Source organism: Rhodoferax sp. (genome assembly GCF_028689305.1).
In the GTDB taxonomy this organism is placed as follows: Bacteria; Pseudomonadota; Gammaproteobacteria; order Burkholderiales; family Burkholderiaceae_C; genus Rhodoferax.
The window spans coordinates 15815-31379 of sequence record NZ_JAQTWM010000041.1; the positions used below are offsets into that span (position 1 = coordinate 15815).

16 protein-coding genes are annotated in these 15565 nt (G+C 57.4%); all 16 read left to right on the top strand.

From position 1 onward, the window contains the following. Window positions 1–280 precede the first annotated feature (280 nt). The 16 genes from rpsB (at window position 281) to PHW99_RS10180 (ending at window position 15357) form a co-directional block, all read left to right on the top strand. Window positions 281–1033 (top strand): 30S ribosomal protein S2, encoded by a 753-nt coding sequence (rpsB, locus tag PHW99_RS10105; RefSeq protein WP_300176521.1) that lies wholly within the window; start codon window positions 281–283, stop codon window positions 1031–1033. Between the two features lie 88 nt (window positions 1034–1121). After that, window positions 1122–2045: a translation elongation factor Ts gene (gene tsf, locus PHW99_RS10110; RefSeq protein WP_300176524.1), complete on the top strand. Its 924-nt coding sequence runs from the start codon at window positions 1122–1124 to the stop codon at window positions 2043–2045. Window positions 2046–2086: 41 nt separating this feature from the next. Continuing rightward, the gene (gene pyrH, locus PHW99_RS10115) at window positions 2087–2809 is read left to right on the top strand and encodes a UMP kinase (protein ID WP_300176527.1); all 723 of its coding nucleotides are present in this window, start codon (window positions 2087–2089) and stop codon (window positions 2807–2809) included. Window positions 2810–2865: 56 nt separating this feature from the next. After that, the gene (gene frr / locus PHW99_RS10120; RefSeq protein WP_300176530.1) at window positions 2866–3426 is read left to right on the top strand and encodes a ribosome recycling factor; all 561 of its coding nucleotides are present in this window, start codon (window positions 2866–2868) and stop codon (window positions 3424–3426) included. 6 nt (window positions 3427–3432) lie between these two features. Further along, window positions 3433–4161 carry a polyprenyl diphosphate synthase gene (gene uppS / locus PHW99_RS10125; protein ID WP_300176532.1) on the top strand — a complete coding sequence of 243 codons (729 nt, stop codon included), beginning with the start codon at window positions 3433–3435 and terminating at the stop codon, window positions 4159–4161. 6 nt (window positions 4162–4167) lie between these two features. After that, on the top strand, window positions 4168–5013 hold the full coding sequence (locus PHW99_RS10130) for a phosphatidate cytidylyltransferase (protein WP_300176535.1): 846 nt from the start codon (window positions 4168–4170) through the stop codon (window positions 5011–5013). Window positions 5014–5021: 8 nt separating this feature from the next. Then, on the top strand, window positions 5022–6233 hold the full coding sequence (gene dxr, locus PHW99_RS10135; protein ID WP_300176538.1) for a 1-deoxy-D-xylulose-5-phosphate reductoisomerase: 1212 nt from the start codon (window positions 5022–5024) through the stop codon (window positions 6231–6233). Between the two features lie 20 nt (window positions 6234–6253). After that, window positions 6254–7612 (top strand): RIP metalloprotease RseP, encoded by a 1359-nt coding sequence (gene rseP, locus PHW99_RS10140; RefSeq protein WP_300176541.1) that lies wholly within the window; start codon window positions 6254–6256, stop codon window positions 7610–7612. Window positions 7613–7658: 46 nt separating this feature from the next. After that, window positions 7659–9959: an outer membrane protein assembly factor BamA gene (bamA, locus tag PHW99_RS10145; protein ID WP_300176544.1), complete on the top strand. Its 2301-nt coding sequence runs from the start codon at window positions 7659–7661 to the stop codon at window positions 9957–9959. After that, complete coding sequence (locus tag PHW99_RS10150; RefSeq protein WP_300176547.1) at window positions 9959–10474, top strand: OmpH family outer membrane protein; 516 nt, start codon at window positions 9959–9961, stop codon at window positions 10472–10474. Before bamA ends, PHW99_RS10150 begins: the two co-directional genes overlap by 1 nt. A 22-nt stretch (window positions 10475–10496) precedes the next feature. After that, window positions 10497–11486: a UDP-3-O-(3-hydroxymyristoyl)glucosamine N-acyltransferase gene (lpxD, locus tag PHW99_RS10155; RefSeq protein WP_300176550.1), complete on the top strand. Its 990-nt coding sequence runs from the start codon at window positions 10497–10499 to the stop codon at window positions 11484–11486. Next, window positions 11487–11942, top strand: a complete 456-nt coding sequence (gene fabZ, locus PHW99_RS10160; protein WP_300176553.1) for a 3-hydroxyacyl-ACP dehydratase FabZ — start codon at window positions 11487–11489, stop codon at window positions 11940–11942. It abuts the gene before it with no gap. A 10-nt stretch (window positions 11943–11952) separates the two neighbouring features. Next, complete coding sequence (gene lpxA / locus PHW99_RS10165) at window positions 11953–12747, top strand: acyl-ACP--UDP-N-acetylglucosamine O-acyltransferase (protein WP_300176556.1); 795 nt, start codon at window positions 11953–11955, stop codon at window positions 12745–12747. A 21-nt stretch (window positions 12748–12768) separates the two neighbouring features. Further along, entirely contained in the window at window positions 12769–13917 is a 1149-nt protein-coding gene (gene lpxB, locus PHW99_RS10170) for a lipid-A-disaccharide synthase (RefSeq protein ID WP_300176559.1), read from the top strand. A 28-nt stretch (window positions 13918–13945) separates the two neighbouring features. Further along, window positions 13946–14575, top strand: coding sequence for a ribonuclease HII (rnhB, locus tag PHW99_RS10175; protein WP_300176562.1), 630 nt, complete (start codon window positions 13946–13948; stop codon window positions 14573–14575). Then, window positions 14572–15357, top strand: coding sequence for an RNA methyltransferase (locus PHW99_RS10180; RefSeq protein WP_300176565.1), 786 nt, complete (start codon window positions 14572–14574; stop codon window positions 15355–15357). The genes rnhB and PHW99_RS10180 overlap by 4 nt, the downstream gene beginning before the upstream one ends. Window positions 15358–15565: the final 208 nt, after the last annotated feature.

The window sequence follows — 15565 nt, forward strand, 5'->3', positions numbered from 1 at the left end:
ATTTTTAGTCGATCACGCGGTTTGGGGCTGTGCAGATATTCTGGGATGTTTTCATCGGGATCCAATGGTATTGGAAACTCAGGCCCACATCAAACCGGCTGGCAGGACGCCTGAGCAGGCAATGTTATACTCGTCAGGCTTTGCAACAAGTGGCACTTGACTGTTTGTTGCTGGGCAAATCGCAAACCAGTTTTCTCAAGGTGTTGCTGTGGCTCTGGGCGTCAAGCGCTTGGGCACATCAAAACAGACTGGATTTTAGACTTAACCTTTGGAGTTATTTATGGCAGTTACCATGCGCGAAATGCTGGAAGCCGGTGTCCACTTTGGTCACCAAACCCGCTTCTGGAATCCCAAGATGGCCCCCTTCATTTTTGGTCATCGCAACAAAATTCACATCATCAACCTGGAAAAATCCTTGCCGATGTTCCAGGAGGCCGCCAAGTTTGTGCGCCAGGTTTCCGCCAAGCGTGGCACGGTTTTGATGGTGGGTACTAAGCGCCAGGCCCGTGAAATCGTGGCGGTTGAAGCGCAACGCGCCGGTGTTCCTTATGTGGACCAGCGTTGGTTGGGTGGCATGTTGACCAATTTCAAGACGGTGAAGACCTCGATCAAGCGTCTGAAAGACATGAAGGCGCAACAGGAAGTCGGCTTGGATTCCATGAGCAAGAAAGAGCAATTGATGTTTGCTCGCGAGCTGGATAAGCTTGAAAAAGACATTGGCGGCATTCAAGATATGACGGTGTTGCCAGATGCCATTTTTGTGATCGACGTTGGTTATCACAAGATTGCCATTGCCGAAGCTCGCAAGCTGGGTATTCCGTTGATCGCTGTGGTGGATTCCAACCATTCGCCTGAAGGTGTTGACTATGTGATCCCCGGTAATGACGACTCATCCAAGGCGGTCACTCTGTACGCTCGCGGTATTGCGGATGCCATCATCGAAGGTCGTGCCAATGCCGTGGACGATGTGGTCAAGGCTGTGGCTGCTGAAAGCGCTGATGAATTTGTGGAAGTGAACGAGGCTGCTGCCTAAGTTTGTCGACTACCCCAAAAAAGGGGGCTTTGTGGCCCCCTTTTTTTAATTTGATTTTTCATTAACTGAACTGAATTCGGAGATACAAATGGCTGCAATTACCGCAAGCATGGTGGCTGAACTGCGTGGCAAGACCGACGCCCCCATGATGGAATGCAAACGTGCGTTGACAGAAGCTGACGGCGACATGGCCAAGGCTGAAGAAATTTTGCGTGTCAAGCTGGGCAGCAAGGCGGGCAAGGCCTCCAGCCGGGTGACTGCAGAAGGTGTGGTGGCGTACAGCTGTGAAGGTGATGTGGGTGCCTTGCTTGAAGTCAATTGTGAAACTGACTTTGTCACCAAGAATGACAGCTTCCTGGCTTTGGCCAATGCGGCTGCAGCACTGGTGGTCAAGAACAATCCGGTCGATGTGGATGCTCTGGGTGCTTGTGCCTACTCGCAAGAAGGTTTTGGTCCCACTCTGGAAGACGTGCGCAAGGGTTTGATTGGCAAGATTGGTGAGAACATGAGTTTCCGCCGTTTCAAGCGCTTTGCCAATGGCAGCAAGTTGGCTGCTTACCTGCACGGCACTCGCATTGGTGTGGTGGTTGAGTACGAAGGTGATGAAACAGCCGCCAAGGATGTGGCGATGCACGTTGCCGCAATGAAGCCCGTGGCGTTGTCCAGTGAAGATGTGCCCGCAGATTTGGTGGCGCGTGAGCGTTCCGTGGCGGCGGCCAAGGCAGCAGAAGATGCGGCAGTGGCTACGGCTGCTGGCAAGCCGGTGCAGTCCCCCGAGATTGTGGCCAAGCGTATTGAGGGCGGTGTGCAGAAATTCCTCAAAGAGGTTTCTCTGTTTAACCAGCCATTTGTCAAAAATGACAAACAAAGCGTCGAGCAGATGCTCAAGGTTGCCGGTACAACCGTGAAATCCTTCACGCTGTATGTGGTGGGTGAAGGCATTGAGAAAAAGGTTGACGATTTTGCGGCCGAAGTGGCTGCTCAAGTGGCTGCAGCACAGCAGGCAAGCTGATTGGCCGCACGCTTCGTTGTCACCACTTCTAGGAGAATCCCATGACTGCTGCCAAACCTGCCTATCAGCGAATTTTGCTCAAATTGTCAGGTGAGGCTTTGATGGGAGACGATCAGTTCGGGATCAACCGTGACACCATTGTCCGTATGGTCAATGAGATTGTCGAGGTGACCCGTCTGGGCGTGGAAGTTGCTGTTGTGATCGGTGGTGGCAATATCTTCAGGGGGGTTGCCGGTGGTTCTGTTGGCATGGACCGGGCCACTGCCGATTACATGGGGATGTTGGCCACAGTCATGAATTCCCTGGCTTTGGGCGATACCATGAACAAGGCGGGATTGACGGCCCGTGTCATGTCAGCCATCGGCATTGAGCAAGTGGTTGAACCTTATGTCCGCCCCAAGGCTCTGCAATACCTGGAAGAGGGCAAGGTCGTGATTTTTGCCGCCGGAACCGGCAATCCGTTTTTTACCACCGACACGGCAGCAGCACTGCGTGGGGCCGAAATTGGTGCCCAGATTGTGCTGAAGGCCACCAAGGTGGACGGTGTGTATACGGCGGACCCCAAAAAGGATCCGACGGCCACCCGTTACAGTCAGATCTCTTTTGATGACGCCATTTCGCAAAACCTGGGCATCATGGACGCTACGGCGTTTGCCTTGTGTCGTGATCAGAAATTGCCCATCAAGGTGTTTTCCATCTTCAAACATGGTGCGCTCAAACGCGTGGTTCTGGGTGAAGATGAAGGCACACTGGTTTATGCCTGAGCATGTCAAAATTCGCTGCACCGCTGAATTCATGACCTTGGAGTGAGGAGAAGAACATGCCTATTACGGATATCAAGCAAACCGCCCAAACCAAGATGGACCAGTCCATCGAGGCGTTCAAACACAACCTGACCAAGATTCGTACCGGTCGTGCCAATCCAGCCATTCTGGATACGGTGCATGTAGACTATTACGGCGCCATGGTGCCGCTCAGTCAAGTTGCCAATGTGTCGCTGATTGACGCTCGCACCGTCAGCGTTCAGCCTTGGGAAAAGGCAATGGGGCCGAAAATCGAAAAAGCCATTCGTGACAGCGATCTGGGGCTCAATCCGTCCTCGATGGGTGAACTGATCCGTGTGCCCATGCCGGCCATGTCGGAGGAGCGCCGCAAGGAGTTGACCAAGGTGGTGCGCACCGAAGGCGAGGGGGCCAAAATTGCTGTGCGCAATTTGCGCCGTGATGCCAATGAGTCCATCAAAAAGCTGGTCAAGGACAAGCTGGCGTCTGAAGACGACCAAAAACGCACGGAAGCCGACATTCAGAAGGTCACCGACAAACACATTGCCGCCATTGATCAATTGGTGGCTGCCAAAGAACAAGACATCATGGCGGTCTGACCGGCCATGATCTCGCATCAGGTGCCTTACCATATTGCCATCGTCATGGACGGCAATGGGCGTTGGGCCAACAAGCGGTTTTTGCCACGTATTGCGGGTCACAAGCAAGGGGTGGAGTCGCTCAAGCGTTGTGCCCGGGCTTGTGACACCCGAGGCGTTCGGGTGTTGACCGTTTTTGCATTTTCCTCAGAAAACTGGAAGCGCCCGACCGAGGAAGTCTCGGGTTTGATGGATTTGTTTGCCATGGCCCTGTCACGCGAAGTGGCGCAGCTCAAGGCAGAGGGCGTTCAGCTCCGGTTTGTCGGTGAGCGCCAGGGCCTGTCCGCCAGGGTGCTGCGTGGTATCGAGGAGGCAGAGGCTGCCACCGCGAGCAATGATCGCCTGATTCTCAATGTGTGTTTCAACTACGGTGGTCGCTGGGACATTGTTCAAGCGGCCCAGAAATTGTCAGCCCAGGGGCAGCTGGTCACGGAGGAAAATTTGAATCGGGCTATGGCGCTGGCTCATGTCCCTGATCCCGATCTGGTGATTCGTACCGGCGGTGAGCAGCGCATCAGCAATTTCCTGTTGTGGCAATCGGCCTATTCGGAATTCTTCTTCACGGACTTGTTGTGGCCCGATTTTGATGAGGCAGCGTTGGATCAGGCGATCACCTCTTATGCCGGGCGTGAGCGGCGTTTTGGCCTGATCACTGAGCAGCTTGACCCTGCATCCGCTGCGGCGGATACGGTCTGACCGTTCATGCTTAAACAACGGGTTATTACCGCGTTGCTGCTGCTGATGGTGCTGTTGCCAGCGCTGTTTTATTCACGACCTGAGCCCTTTTTTGTGATTGCTGGTGTGTTCATCGGCGCGGCTGGCTGGGAGTGGGCTCGCCTGAACGGACTGGGTGTGCTGATGTCCTGGCTTTCAGGCGGCGTCTGTGTGTTGTTGTGTGCCTTGATGTGGTGGTCTGGCTTGCTGGGGGCGGCCTTGCCTCGGCTCTGGCTGGTCACGGGCTGTGCCTGGGTGTTGCTGGGCGCCTGGATTTTGCGCGCAGGGGTGCCTGCCTGGGCCAGTTATGCCCGCTCCGTGCGACTGGTTTTGGGACTGGCGGCGTTGTGTGTCACCTGGCTTGCCGTGGCACAGGCCCGACTCATCGGCATCAATTTTTTGCTATCGGTGTTTGCCCTGGTCTGGATGGCCGATATTGGCGCCTATTTTTCCGGTCGGGCGTTTGGTGGGAAGATCTGTCACAGCAAGCTGGCAGCGTCGATCAGCCCGGGCAAAAGCTGGGAGGGTGTCTGGGGTGGTATGGCGGGCGTGATCCTGCTGGCATTGTTATGGCGTTATGTCGATGCGGCTGGTGGCGCCGGTGCGCCTAGTCTGTATACCCAAATTGGCTCCCGGGGTTGGGGTTTTTTGATGATTTCGATCATCTTCATGGCTGCCATGAGTGTGGTGGGAGACCTGGTGGAGTCTTTGGTCAAGCGCAGTGCCGGCGCCAAGGACAGCAGCGCCTTGTTGCCGGGCCACGGTGGTGTGCTGGACCGGGTTGATGCCTTGCTGCCCACGTTACCTCTGGCCATGATGTTGGTTTCTTTTTGAGAATGTGCATGAGTGACCAGAATGGTTTGAAGACACAACGTGTGGCGGTATTGGGATCCACCGGGTCGATTGGCGTCAGCACGCTGGAGGTCATGGCGCTTCATCCTCAGCGTTTTGAGGTATTTGCACTCAGTGCTTCAACGCAGGTTGACAAAATGCTGGCGCAATGTGTCCGTTTCAAGCCAGCTTTTGCCGTCATGGCCAGTCATGATCACGGTCGGATTCTGGCTGAAAAATGTAGACAAAATGGTCTTCCAACCCGGGTTCTGATTGGTTCTGATGCTATTGAAAATATAGCGTCTCATGAGCAGGTTGACACCGTCATGGCGGCGATTGTCGGGGCTGCCGGGCTGGCCTCCTGTCTCGCGGCGGCGCGAGCTGGCAAGCGTTTGCTGTTGGCCAACAAGGAAGCGTTGGTGGTGGGGGGAGATTACTTTTTGCAGGCCGTTGTTGCGGGTGGCGCCAAACTGTTGCCGATTGACAGCGAGCATTCCGCCGTCTTCCAGTCCCTGCCCGATGATGCGGGGGTCTGGGCGCGTCAGATTGACAAGATCATTCTGACGGCTTCCGGTGGGCCGTTTCGTCGCCGTGATCCGGCCACCTTTGCCGAGATCACGCCCGAGCAGGCCTGCGCCCATCCCAACTGGGTGATGGGCCGGAAAATTTCGGTGGACTCGGCCACCATGATGAACAAGGCGCTGGAAGTGATTGAAGCCCGTTACCTGTTTGGGGTACGTCCGGCGCAGATCGAAGTGGTGATTCATCCCCAAAGTGTGATCCACTCCATGGTCCAGTACCGCGACCATTCGGTGATCGCTCAGCTGGGCACACCGGACATGAAAGTCCCCATTGCTTACGGCTTGTCCTGGCCTGACCGGGTCACATCGGGGGCCACGGCGCTGGATTTTCGTGCCATGGCTGACATGACATTCGAGTCCTTGGATTCGCATGGTCACCGTGAACGTTTTCCGGGGCTGGCGCTGGCCTGGTCGGTGCTGGAAGCAGCTCCTGGCAGCACGGCGGTTCTCAATGCGGCCAATGAAATGGCGGTCGCAGCGTTTCTGGATGGGCAAATCCGGTTTGACCAGATCCATGCGGTCAACCTGGACACGCTGTCGGCCGTGACCCCGACGCCGCCTGGCTCACTCGAAGATCTGCTGGCCTTGGATGCCGTGTCGCGTGCTGCTGCACGGCAAACCGTGCAACGCCTCGGTCGCTGAACCACGGTCCAACCATTGTCATGCTGACCCTGCCTGCTTTTGTTCTGGCGATTTCGTTGCTGATTGCAGTCCATGAGTACGGGCATTACCGCATGGCCTTGTTCTGTGGCGTCAAGGTGCTGCGTTTTTCCATCGGTTTTGGCAAACCACTGGTCCGTTGGCAGGCCAGCGCCTCTGCCACCGAATTTGTCCTGGCATTGTTCCCGTTTGGCGGCTACGTCAGGATGCTCGATGAGCGCGAGGCGCCAGTGGATGCCGCGCAACGTCACCTGGCCTTCAATACTCAGCCTTTGCGCCGCCGTGTTGCCATTGTGGCCGCCGGCCCGGTGGCCAATCTGATGCTGGCGACGGTGTTGTATGCCATGGTCAACTGGATCGGTGTCGAGCAGCCAGAAGCCATTTTGAGTCATCCGGAGGCGGGCACGTTGGCCAGTCAGGCGGGTGTGAACGGCGGCGAACGTGTTAAACGGATCGGCGTCAACGATGCTGAACTTGATGACGTGGCCTCGTTTGAAGACCTGCGCTGGGCACTCACCCGTGCAGCCCTGGAGGGCCATGACCTGCGTCTGGTGCTGGTTGGCTCGAACAATGCCGAGCGCGAAGTGGTGCTGGCTTTGTCTACCGTGGCGGCATCGTCGGCGGACGCGGCGCTGTTTGCCAGCATTGGCCTGGTGGCGCCTTATACGCAGGCCCTGATTGGGGATGTTCAGGCGGACGGCGCGGCGGCCCAGGCTGGTTTGAAAAAAGGTGATGAGGTGTTGTCCGTGGACACCCAACCTGTTGTCGACGGTCAGCAATTGCGCCAGCTTATCCGTCGCTCGGTGCTGAAGGGACAGGCACCCGTGCAGCGCTGGAAAGTGTTACGTGACGGTCGTTTGCTGGTATTGACGCTCCAGCCCAAAGTGATCACCGAAGGTGGGGAAATGATCGGCCGTATCGGGGCCTTTGTGGGGGCTCGCCCAGCCATGGTGACCGTGAGTTACGGCGCGGTCGAGGGGCTCTGGCGCGGTCTGGTCCAGACCTGGGATGTATCCGCCTTGACACTCAAAATGATGGGCAAGGTGGTTTTGGGCGAGGCGTCGGTCAAGAATATCAGTGGGCCCTTGACCATTGCTGACTACGCGGGCAAGTCCGCCGGATTGGGCCTGACCCAATACCTGGTTTTTCTGGCATTGGTGAGTGTCAGTCTGGGCGTCCTGAACTTGCTTCCGCTGCCGGTGCTGGATGGTGGGCACCTGATGTATTATCTTTGGGAAGGTGTTACGGGCAGACCGGTTTCCGAACGCTGGATGGAGCGTCTGCAGCAAGGGGGCATCGCGGTTCTGATTGTCCTGATGTCGATTGCCCTGTTTAACGATATCACCCGCTTGTTTGGCTAATTGTTGTTGTGTTGTCCGGCACGACCTAAATTTCTTGATATTTAACATGCAATTCAATCGTTTTCGCCTGAACGCACTTTCTGCGTTGGCTGCTCTGGCTTTCGTCTCACAATCGGCCTGGGCAGTCAGTCCGTTTACCGTGCGTGATATTCGCATCGAAGGTTTGCAGCGTGTGGAACCCGGGACAGTATTTGTGTCTTTGCCGGTTCAGGTCGGTGATGTTTATAACGACGACAAAGGTTCTGCCGCCATTCGTGCCTTGTTTGGGCTGGGCCTTTTCAAGGACGTGCGTATCGAGGTCAACGGTGACGTGCTGGTGGTGGTGGTGGAAGAGCGCCCGACCGTGGCTGACGTGGAATTTGTTGGTACCAAGGAGTTCGACAAGGAAGTCCTGGTGAAATCCTTGCGTGACGTGGGATTGGCTGACGGACGGCCATTTGACAAGGCCCAACTGGACCGCGCCGAGCAGGAGCTCAAACGTCAGTACATCAATCGAAGCCTGTATGCGGCCCAAGTGGTCACCACCGTGACGCCGATTGAACGCAACCGGGTGAATCTGACGTTCACGGTGATTGAGGGAGAGCCGGCCAAGATCAGTGAGATCCGCATCGTTGGCAACAAGGTGTTCAGTGAGTCCACCTTGCGCAACCTGTTTGACCTGGATACCGGCGGCTGGCTGAGTTGGTACACCAAGTCCAACCGGTATTCCCGCGCCAAGCTCAACGCCGATATAGAAACACTGCGTTCCTATTACCTGACCCGTGGTTACCTGGAATTCAAGGTTGACTCCACACAAGTGGCGATTGCACCCAACAAGACCGACATTGGCATCACGATCAACATTTCCGAAGGTGAGCGTTTTGTTGTCAGTAGTGTGAAACTGGCGGGCAATTATCTTGGCAAGGATGATGAATTCAAGTCGCTGGTGACCATTCGCCCGGGTGAGGCCTATAACGCTGATGAAGTGGCCAAAACCAGCAAGGCTTTTACCGATTACTTCGGCAATTTTGGTTATGCCTTTGCCCGTGTCGAAGCCACACCCGAAGTCGACCGTGTCAATAACCGGGTGGCGCTGACCCTGCAGGCCAATCCGTCACGCCGTGCTTATGTACGCAAGATCAATGTGGCTGGCAACACCCGTACACGTGATGTGGTGGTGCGGCGCGAATTCCGCCAACTGGAGTCCTCCTGGTATGACGGCGACAAGATTCGCCTGTCGCGTGATCGCGTGGACCGCCTGGGTTATTTTGGCGAAGTGTCGGTCGAGACCCATGAGGTACCCGGTGCACCGGATCAGGTTGACCTGACGCTCAACGTGACCGAAAAACCAACCGGCAGCCTGAGCCTGGGGGCTGGCTTTACCAGCGGTGATGGCTTGGGGCTGTCTTTCGGGTTGAAGCAGGAAAATGCCTTCGGTTCAGGCAACTCGTTGGGGGTCCAGGTCAATACCAGCAAAATCAACCGGGTGTTGGTGCTCAATACCACCGACCCCTATTTCACGGAAGATGGTGTTTCCCGCACCATTGATGTGTACCAGAAGACCAGCAGTCCCTACCAGGATCAGAGTTATTACAAGCTGATCACGTCGGGTGCCGGATTGCGTTTTGGTGTGCCCTTCACGGAAATTGATACCGTGTTTTTTGGCGCTGGGTTCGAGAGGACAACCATTGAGCCAGGAACCTTGTTGCCAACGGCTTACCTGGATTACGCCAAAGAATATGGCTACTCCAGCAATGCCATTCCGTTAACAGTGGGATGGTCGCGCGACAGCCGGGACAGTGCGCTGGCCCCCACCAAGGGTAAGTACCAACGCGCCAATGCCGAGTGGTCATTTGCTGGTGACGCCCGTTACCTGCGTGCCACTTACCAGTACCAGCAGTATCTGCCATTGAGCAAGCAATACACCGCAGCGCTGAACGCCGAGTTGGGGTTGGGTCGATCCTCAGGCGACCGCTCCTTCCCTGTGTTCAAGAACTTTTACGGCGGTGGCTTGGGGTCGGTGCGCGGTTTTGAGCAGGGGAGCCTGGGGCCGCAGGATATCAGCGGCACGTCCATTGGTGGCTCGCGCAAGTTCAATCTCAACATGGAAATCCTGGCGCCGTTTCCAGGTGCCGGCAACGACCGCACCTTGCGCATGTACGGTTTTTGGGACGTGGGAATGGTGGGTGGTCCTGATGCCGGATTGGCCATCAATGCCGATGCCAGCAAGCTGCGCTCCTCGGTTGGTTTCGGTATCAGCTGGATTTCACCGGTCGGACCATTGCGCCTGGCTCTGGCCAAACCGATCCGAAAGTTTGACAACGATAGAATTCAGACCATGCAATTTCAAATTGGGACCAGTTTCTGATGAATTACCTTTTACGTCGGTTGAGTGTTGTACTGGTTGGCGGCTTTTTTCTGCTGTCGGCTCAAGCGCAGGAAGCGCGATTCGGTTTTGTCAGCATCGAACGGGTGATCAAGGAGGCGGCCACGGCCAAAGCCGCCCAGGCCAAACTGGAACAGGAATTTTCCAAACGTGAAAAAGAGCTCAATGATCTGGGCGGCAGCATCAAGACTTCGGCTGACAAGTTTGAGCGTGATGCACCGACCTTGCCGGAAGCGCAACGTCAGGCGCGGCAAAAACAGTTGTTGGAGCAGGATCGCGACTTTCAGCGCAAGCGCCGGGAGTTTCAGGAGGACCTGAATGCGCGCAAGAATGAAGAGTTGCAACAAGTGATTCAGCGCGCCAACAAGGTCATCAAGGACATCGCCGTGGCTGAAAAATACGACATCATTTTTGCCGATGCTGTGGCTTACGTGAACCCCAAACATGATGTGACGGATAAGGTCATCAAGGCACTGAACGTGCCTGCGACCAAGTAAGCGAGCGAAAGGCTGGCGGCGGGTGGCATTGCGTGCAGGATTTTTGGTTGACTCTCTCGGCGGGGAACTGCACGGTGACGCTGACAGACTGATCGAAGGGCTGGCGCCGCTGGAGACAGCCCAAAGTCAGCAGCTGAGTTTTCTCAGTCACCCCAAATACCAAAGTCAGTTGACCTCCTCGCGTGCGGGATGTGTCATTGTCAGTCCTCGATTTCAGTCGCAGGCGCAGTCCCGGGGTGACTGCATTGTTGTTGACGACCCCTATCTTTATTTCGCACGTGTCACCCAGCTCTGGAAGAAAAACCAGGCCACGGCTGTCGCTGCCCTGATCCATCCGTCGGCGATCATTGACCCACAGGCCTCAGTCCACCCGACGGCGCGGATTGGGGCTGGGTGTGTGCTGGAGGCGGGGGTTTGCATCGGTGCCGACACCGTGCTCAAGTCCCGCGTGACCGTGAGTGAGAACTGCGTCATTGGTGAGCGTTGCCTGATCCATCCTGGGGTGGTGATCGGTGCCGATGGCTTTGGCTTCGCTCCCCATCAGGGCGCCTGGGAGAAGATCGAACAGTTGGGGGCTGTGCGTATTGGCAATGATGTGGAAATCGGGGCCAACACCTGTATCGACCGTGGTGCCTTGCAGGACACGGTGATCGAGGACGGTGTCAAGCTCGACAACTTGATCCAGATTGGTCACAACGTGCAGATCGGACAGCATACGGCCATGGCTGGCTGTGTCGGTGTGGCCGGCAGCGCCCGTATTGGCGCCCACTGCACCATTGGTGGTGGCGCGGTGGTGCTGGGGCATCTGTCACTGGCTGATGGTGTGGCTATTTCGGCTGCGTCGGTGGTCACACGCTCGATCAACAAACCCGGCCACTACACTGGCATGTTTCCGCTGGACGACAACGCAGCCTGGGAAAAGAACGCAGCGGCACTCAAACAGCTGGCTCGCCTGCGCGAGCGTATCCGTGTGCTCGAAACGCGGCTGGCAGTCCCCCCTATTTCAAATTAAATGGACAGGATCCGATTCATGGATATTCACAAAATTCTCAAACAATTGCCGCATCGTTACCCCTTCTTGTTGGTGGACCGTGTGCTGGACATCGACAAGGGCAAAACCATCAAGGCGTTGAAGAACGTCACCATCAACGAACCTTTTTTTCAGGGACATTTCCCGCATCGGCCGGTGATGCCCGGGGTGCTGATGCTCGAAGCGCTGGCGCAGGCTGCGGCGTTGCTGGCCTTTGATGCCATGGATTCGTCGCCCAGCGATGACATGGTGTATTACTTTGGCGGCATTGATGGCGCGCGTTTCAAGCGTCCGGTCGAGCCGGGTGACCAGTTGATTCTCGAAGTGGAACTGCTGCGCATGAAGGCCGGTATTTTCAAGTTCCAGGCGCGGGCGCTGGTGGATGGTGATCTGGCGGTGGAAGCCGAGCTGACCTGCGCCATGCGCAAGATTGTCTGAGGGACGGCCCTTGACAGCCATCCACGCCACCGCGATTGTTGATCCGGCTGCAGAACTGGACAGCTCGGTGACAGTCGGGCCGTACAGCATCATCGGCCCACATGTCAAGATTGACGCAGGCACCACGGTCGGACCCCATTGTGTGATTGAAGGCCACACCACCATTGGCCGCGATAACCGCATTTTTCAGTTTGCGTCGCTGGGGGCGATCCCGCAGGACAAAAAATACGCGGGTGAACCGTGTGAACTGGTGATCGGCAACCGCAACACCATCCGTGAGTTTTGCACCTTCAACATTGGTTCGCCCGGTGATGTCGGTGTGACCCGTGTCGGTGACGACAACTGGCTGATGGCCTATGTGCATCTGGCGCACGATTGCCAAGTCGGCAATAACACCATTTTTGCCAACAATTCGCAATTGGCTGGCCATGTGCATGTGGGGGACTGGGCGATTCTGGGTGGCTTCACCGTGGTGCATCAGTTTGTTCAGATTGGCGCTCACAGCATGACTGCCATGTGTACGCTGCTGTTTGCCGATCTGCCACCGTTTGTGATGTGCCAGGGCCAGCCGGCGGCGGCCCGCTCGATGAACTTTGAGGGGCTGCGCCGACGTGGTTTTTCGCCCGAGCGTCTCGCCGCCGTCAAGGCCATGCACAAGGCGTTGTACCGTGATGATCTGACCCTGCAGGCAGCCTGTGAGCGCATTGCCAAGCTGGACCAAACTTCTCCTGAATGCACGCCCGATGTGCAGATGATGCTGGCTTTCCTGGAGCAGTCATCACCCCAGCGCGGGATCGTGCGTTAAGCCGGTCAGCCGAACCGCATCATGGTCAAGGCGGCACTGGTTGCTGGGGAAACTTCGGGGGATTTGCTGGCGGGCCTGTTGCTGGATGGCTTGCGTGGGCGTTGGCCTGATTTGATCAGCCAGGGCATTGGTGGCCCGCAGATGGCAAAGCGCGGGTTCACCGCCTGGTGGCCGCATGACAAGCTCTCGGTGCATGGTTTTGGCTGGGAGGTGTTGCGACGCTACCGCGAGATCGTCGGCATCCGCCGCCAGCTCAAAGCCCGGCTGCTGGCTGATCGCCCCGATGTGTTCATTGGTGTCGATGCACCTGATTTCAACCTGGACCTGGAGGCCGACTTGCATCGACAGGGCATCAAGACCGCCCATTTTGTCTGCCCCTCGGTCTGGGCCTGGCGGCCTGAGCGGCTGGAAAAAATCAAGCGCAGCGTGGATCATGTGTTGTGCATTTTCCCGTTTGAGCCCGCGTTGCTGGCCCGGCATGGCATTGCTGCCACCTATGTCGGGCATCCGCTGGCCAATGTGATTCCGATGCAGGTTGACCGGACGCGGGCGCGCCTGCAACTGGGGCTGCCGCTGGATGCCAAGGTGGTGGCCATTCTGCCGGGTAGCCGCGAATCTGAAGTCCGCCACCTGGCTTCGAGGTTTTTTCAGGCGGCAGCCCGGATCAAACAAGCGGATCCAGCTACAAAATTCATCGTGCCTGTGGTGCCTTTCCTGAAGCAGCGCCTGCTTGCGCAAGCGGCCGCCAGCGGCCTGGGTGAATCCCTGCAACTGGTGGACGGCCAGTCGCACACCGTGCTGGCGGCCTGTGATGTCACCTTGATGGCCAGTGGCACCGCGACGCTGGAGGCCGCGCTGTTCAAGCGCCCCATGGTCATTGCCTATCACATGGGGGCACTGTCCTGGCAGATCATGCGGCGCAAGAAACTCCAGCCTTGGGTGGGTTTGCCGAATATTTTGTGCCAGGAATTTGTCGTGCCTGAATTGCTGCAGGAGGCCGCTACGCCACAGGCGCTGGCCCGTGAAGTGCTGACCTGGCTTGACGCCTTGGCACATCAGCCTGCCAAAATACAGCGTCTTGAACAACGTTTTGTCGCCCTGCACACCGAATTGCAGCGTGACACCCCACAGCTTGCCGCCCATGCCGTTGCCCAGCTCCTCTGCGCGTAAATCCACACGTCGTGTCCAGCAGGCCTCCATGCAACAGGTGGCATTGCAGTGGGACAGTGCAGGCCTGATTGCGGGCGTGGACGAGGCCGGGCGTGGTCCGCTGGCCGGGCCGGTGGTGGCGGCCGCAGTGATTCTGGATGATCTCCATCCGATTGCCGGTCTGGCTGATTCCAAGGTGCTGACGGCCGCTCGACGGGATGATCTGTTTGATGAAATCCGCGCCAAAGCCTTGTGTTTTGCCGTGGCCCAGGCCAGTGTTGAAGAAATCGAGTCGCTCAACATCCTGCAGGCCACGCTGCTGGCCATGCGCCGGGCGGTGCTGAGCCTGCGCTTGCCACCCAAACTGGTGCTGGTGGACGGCAATCGGCTGCCGGTTCTGCCCATGCGCAGTGAAGCCGTTGTCAAGGGTGACTCGCTGATCGCGGCGATTTCCGCTGCGTCGATTCTGGCCAAGGTGACCCGTGACCGTTGGTGTGATGAGTTTGACGCTCAATACCCGGCCTACGGTTTTGCGCAGCACAAGGGTTATGGCACGGCGCAACATCTGGCGGCCTTGCGTCAGCACGGCGCCTGCCCGCAGCACCGCAAAACTTTCCGTCCGGTCAGCGAGGTGCTGATGGCGGCTCCAGCAGGCGGCTCGCCAAAGGCCAGTACATGACAACACCAACCCTCATCAGCTCACGCGACAACCCTTTTCTCAAGGAGCTGCGCCGGCTGGCCACCGGTTCGACCGACTACCGCAAGCAGGGGCGTTTCTGGGTCGAAGGCGACCACCTGGTGCGTGCCGCGCTGGTGCGGGGCGCCCGCCCGAGTTTTGGCATATTTTCAGAGTCTTTTTGGCCTCTAGCCCAGATGGAATATACCAATGCAGCTACTAAAAATATAGTTATTTCCGATGGTCTGTATGACACCATCAGTGCGTTGGAGTCCCCAGCGCGCATGGGGTTTGTGTTTGAGCTGCCTGCTGCGCCGGCACTGCAGAACGGCGCCGCCACGGTCATTCTGGATCGGGTGCAGGATGCCGGCAATGTCGGGGCCATCCTGCGCAGCGCGTCGGCTTTTGGTTTCAAGCAGGTGATTGCCCTGAGGGGCACGGCCGCACTGTGGAGTCCGAAGGTGCTGCGTGCCGGCATGGGCGCACATTGGGGCCTGCGGCTGATCGAACATGCCGATTTGGCTTTGCTGGCCCAGCTGACGGTGCCGCTGTTGGTGACCAGTTCACATCGGGGTGATTTTCTGCATCAATCCCTTCAAAAGCAGCAGCTGCCGATGCCCTGTGCCTGGGCATTCGGGCATGAAGGGCAGGGCGTTTGCGCCGAGCTCGAAACGCGTGCGAACCAGCATGTCCGGATTGCCCAGCCTGGTGGTGAAGAGTCGCTCAACGTGGCGACCGCTGCCGCCATTTGCCTGCATGCCAGTGCCACGGCCAATCTCGGGTAAACCCTGATCAAACCCGGCGTCCGGGAGCCGCAGACGGGGCTTGTCGGCTATAATTCAAGGCTATTTCGCACCCGCGTACGTCCAGCGCAGCCCAAGCCCCATCCCCATCAGAAGCAACTCCAAGAGGTCATTCTTGAGCGCGCATGGGCGTACCCGTAACCATTTCGGAGAACCCAGTGCTTTTGTCTCTCAAGGGAAATACCCCACC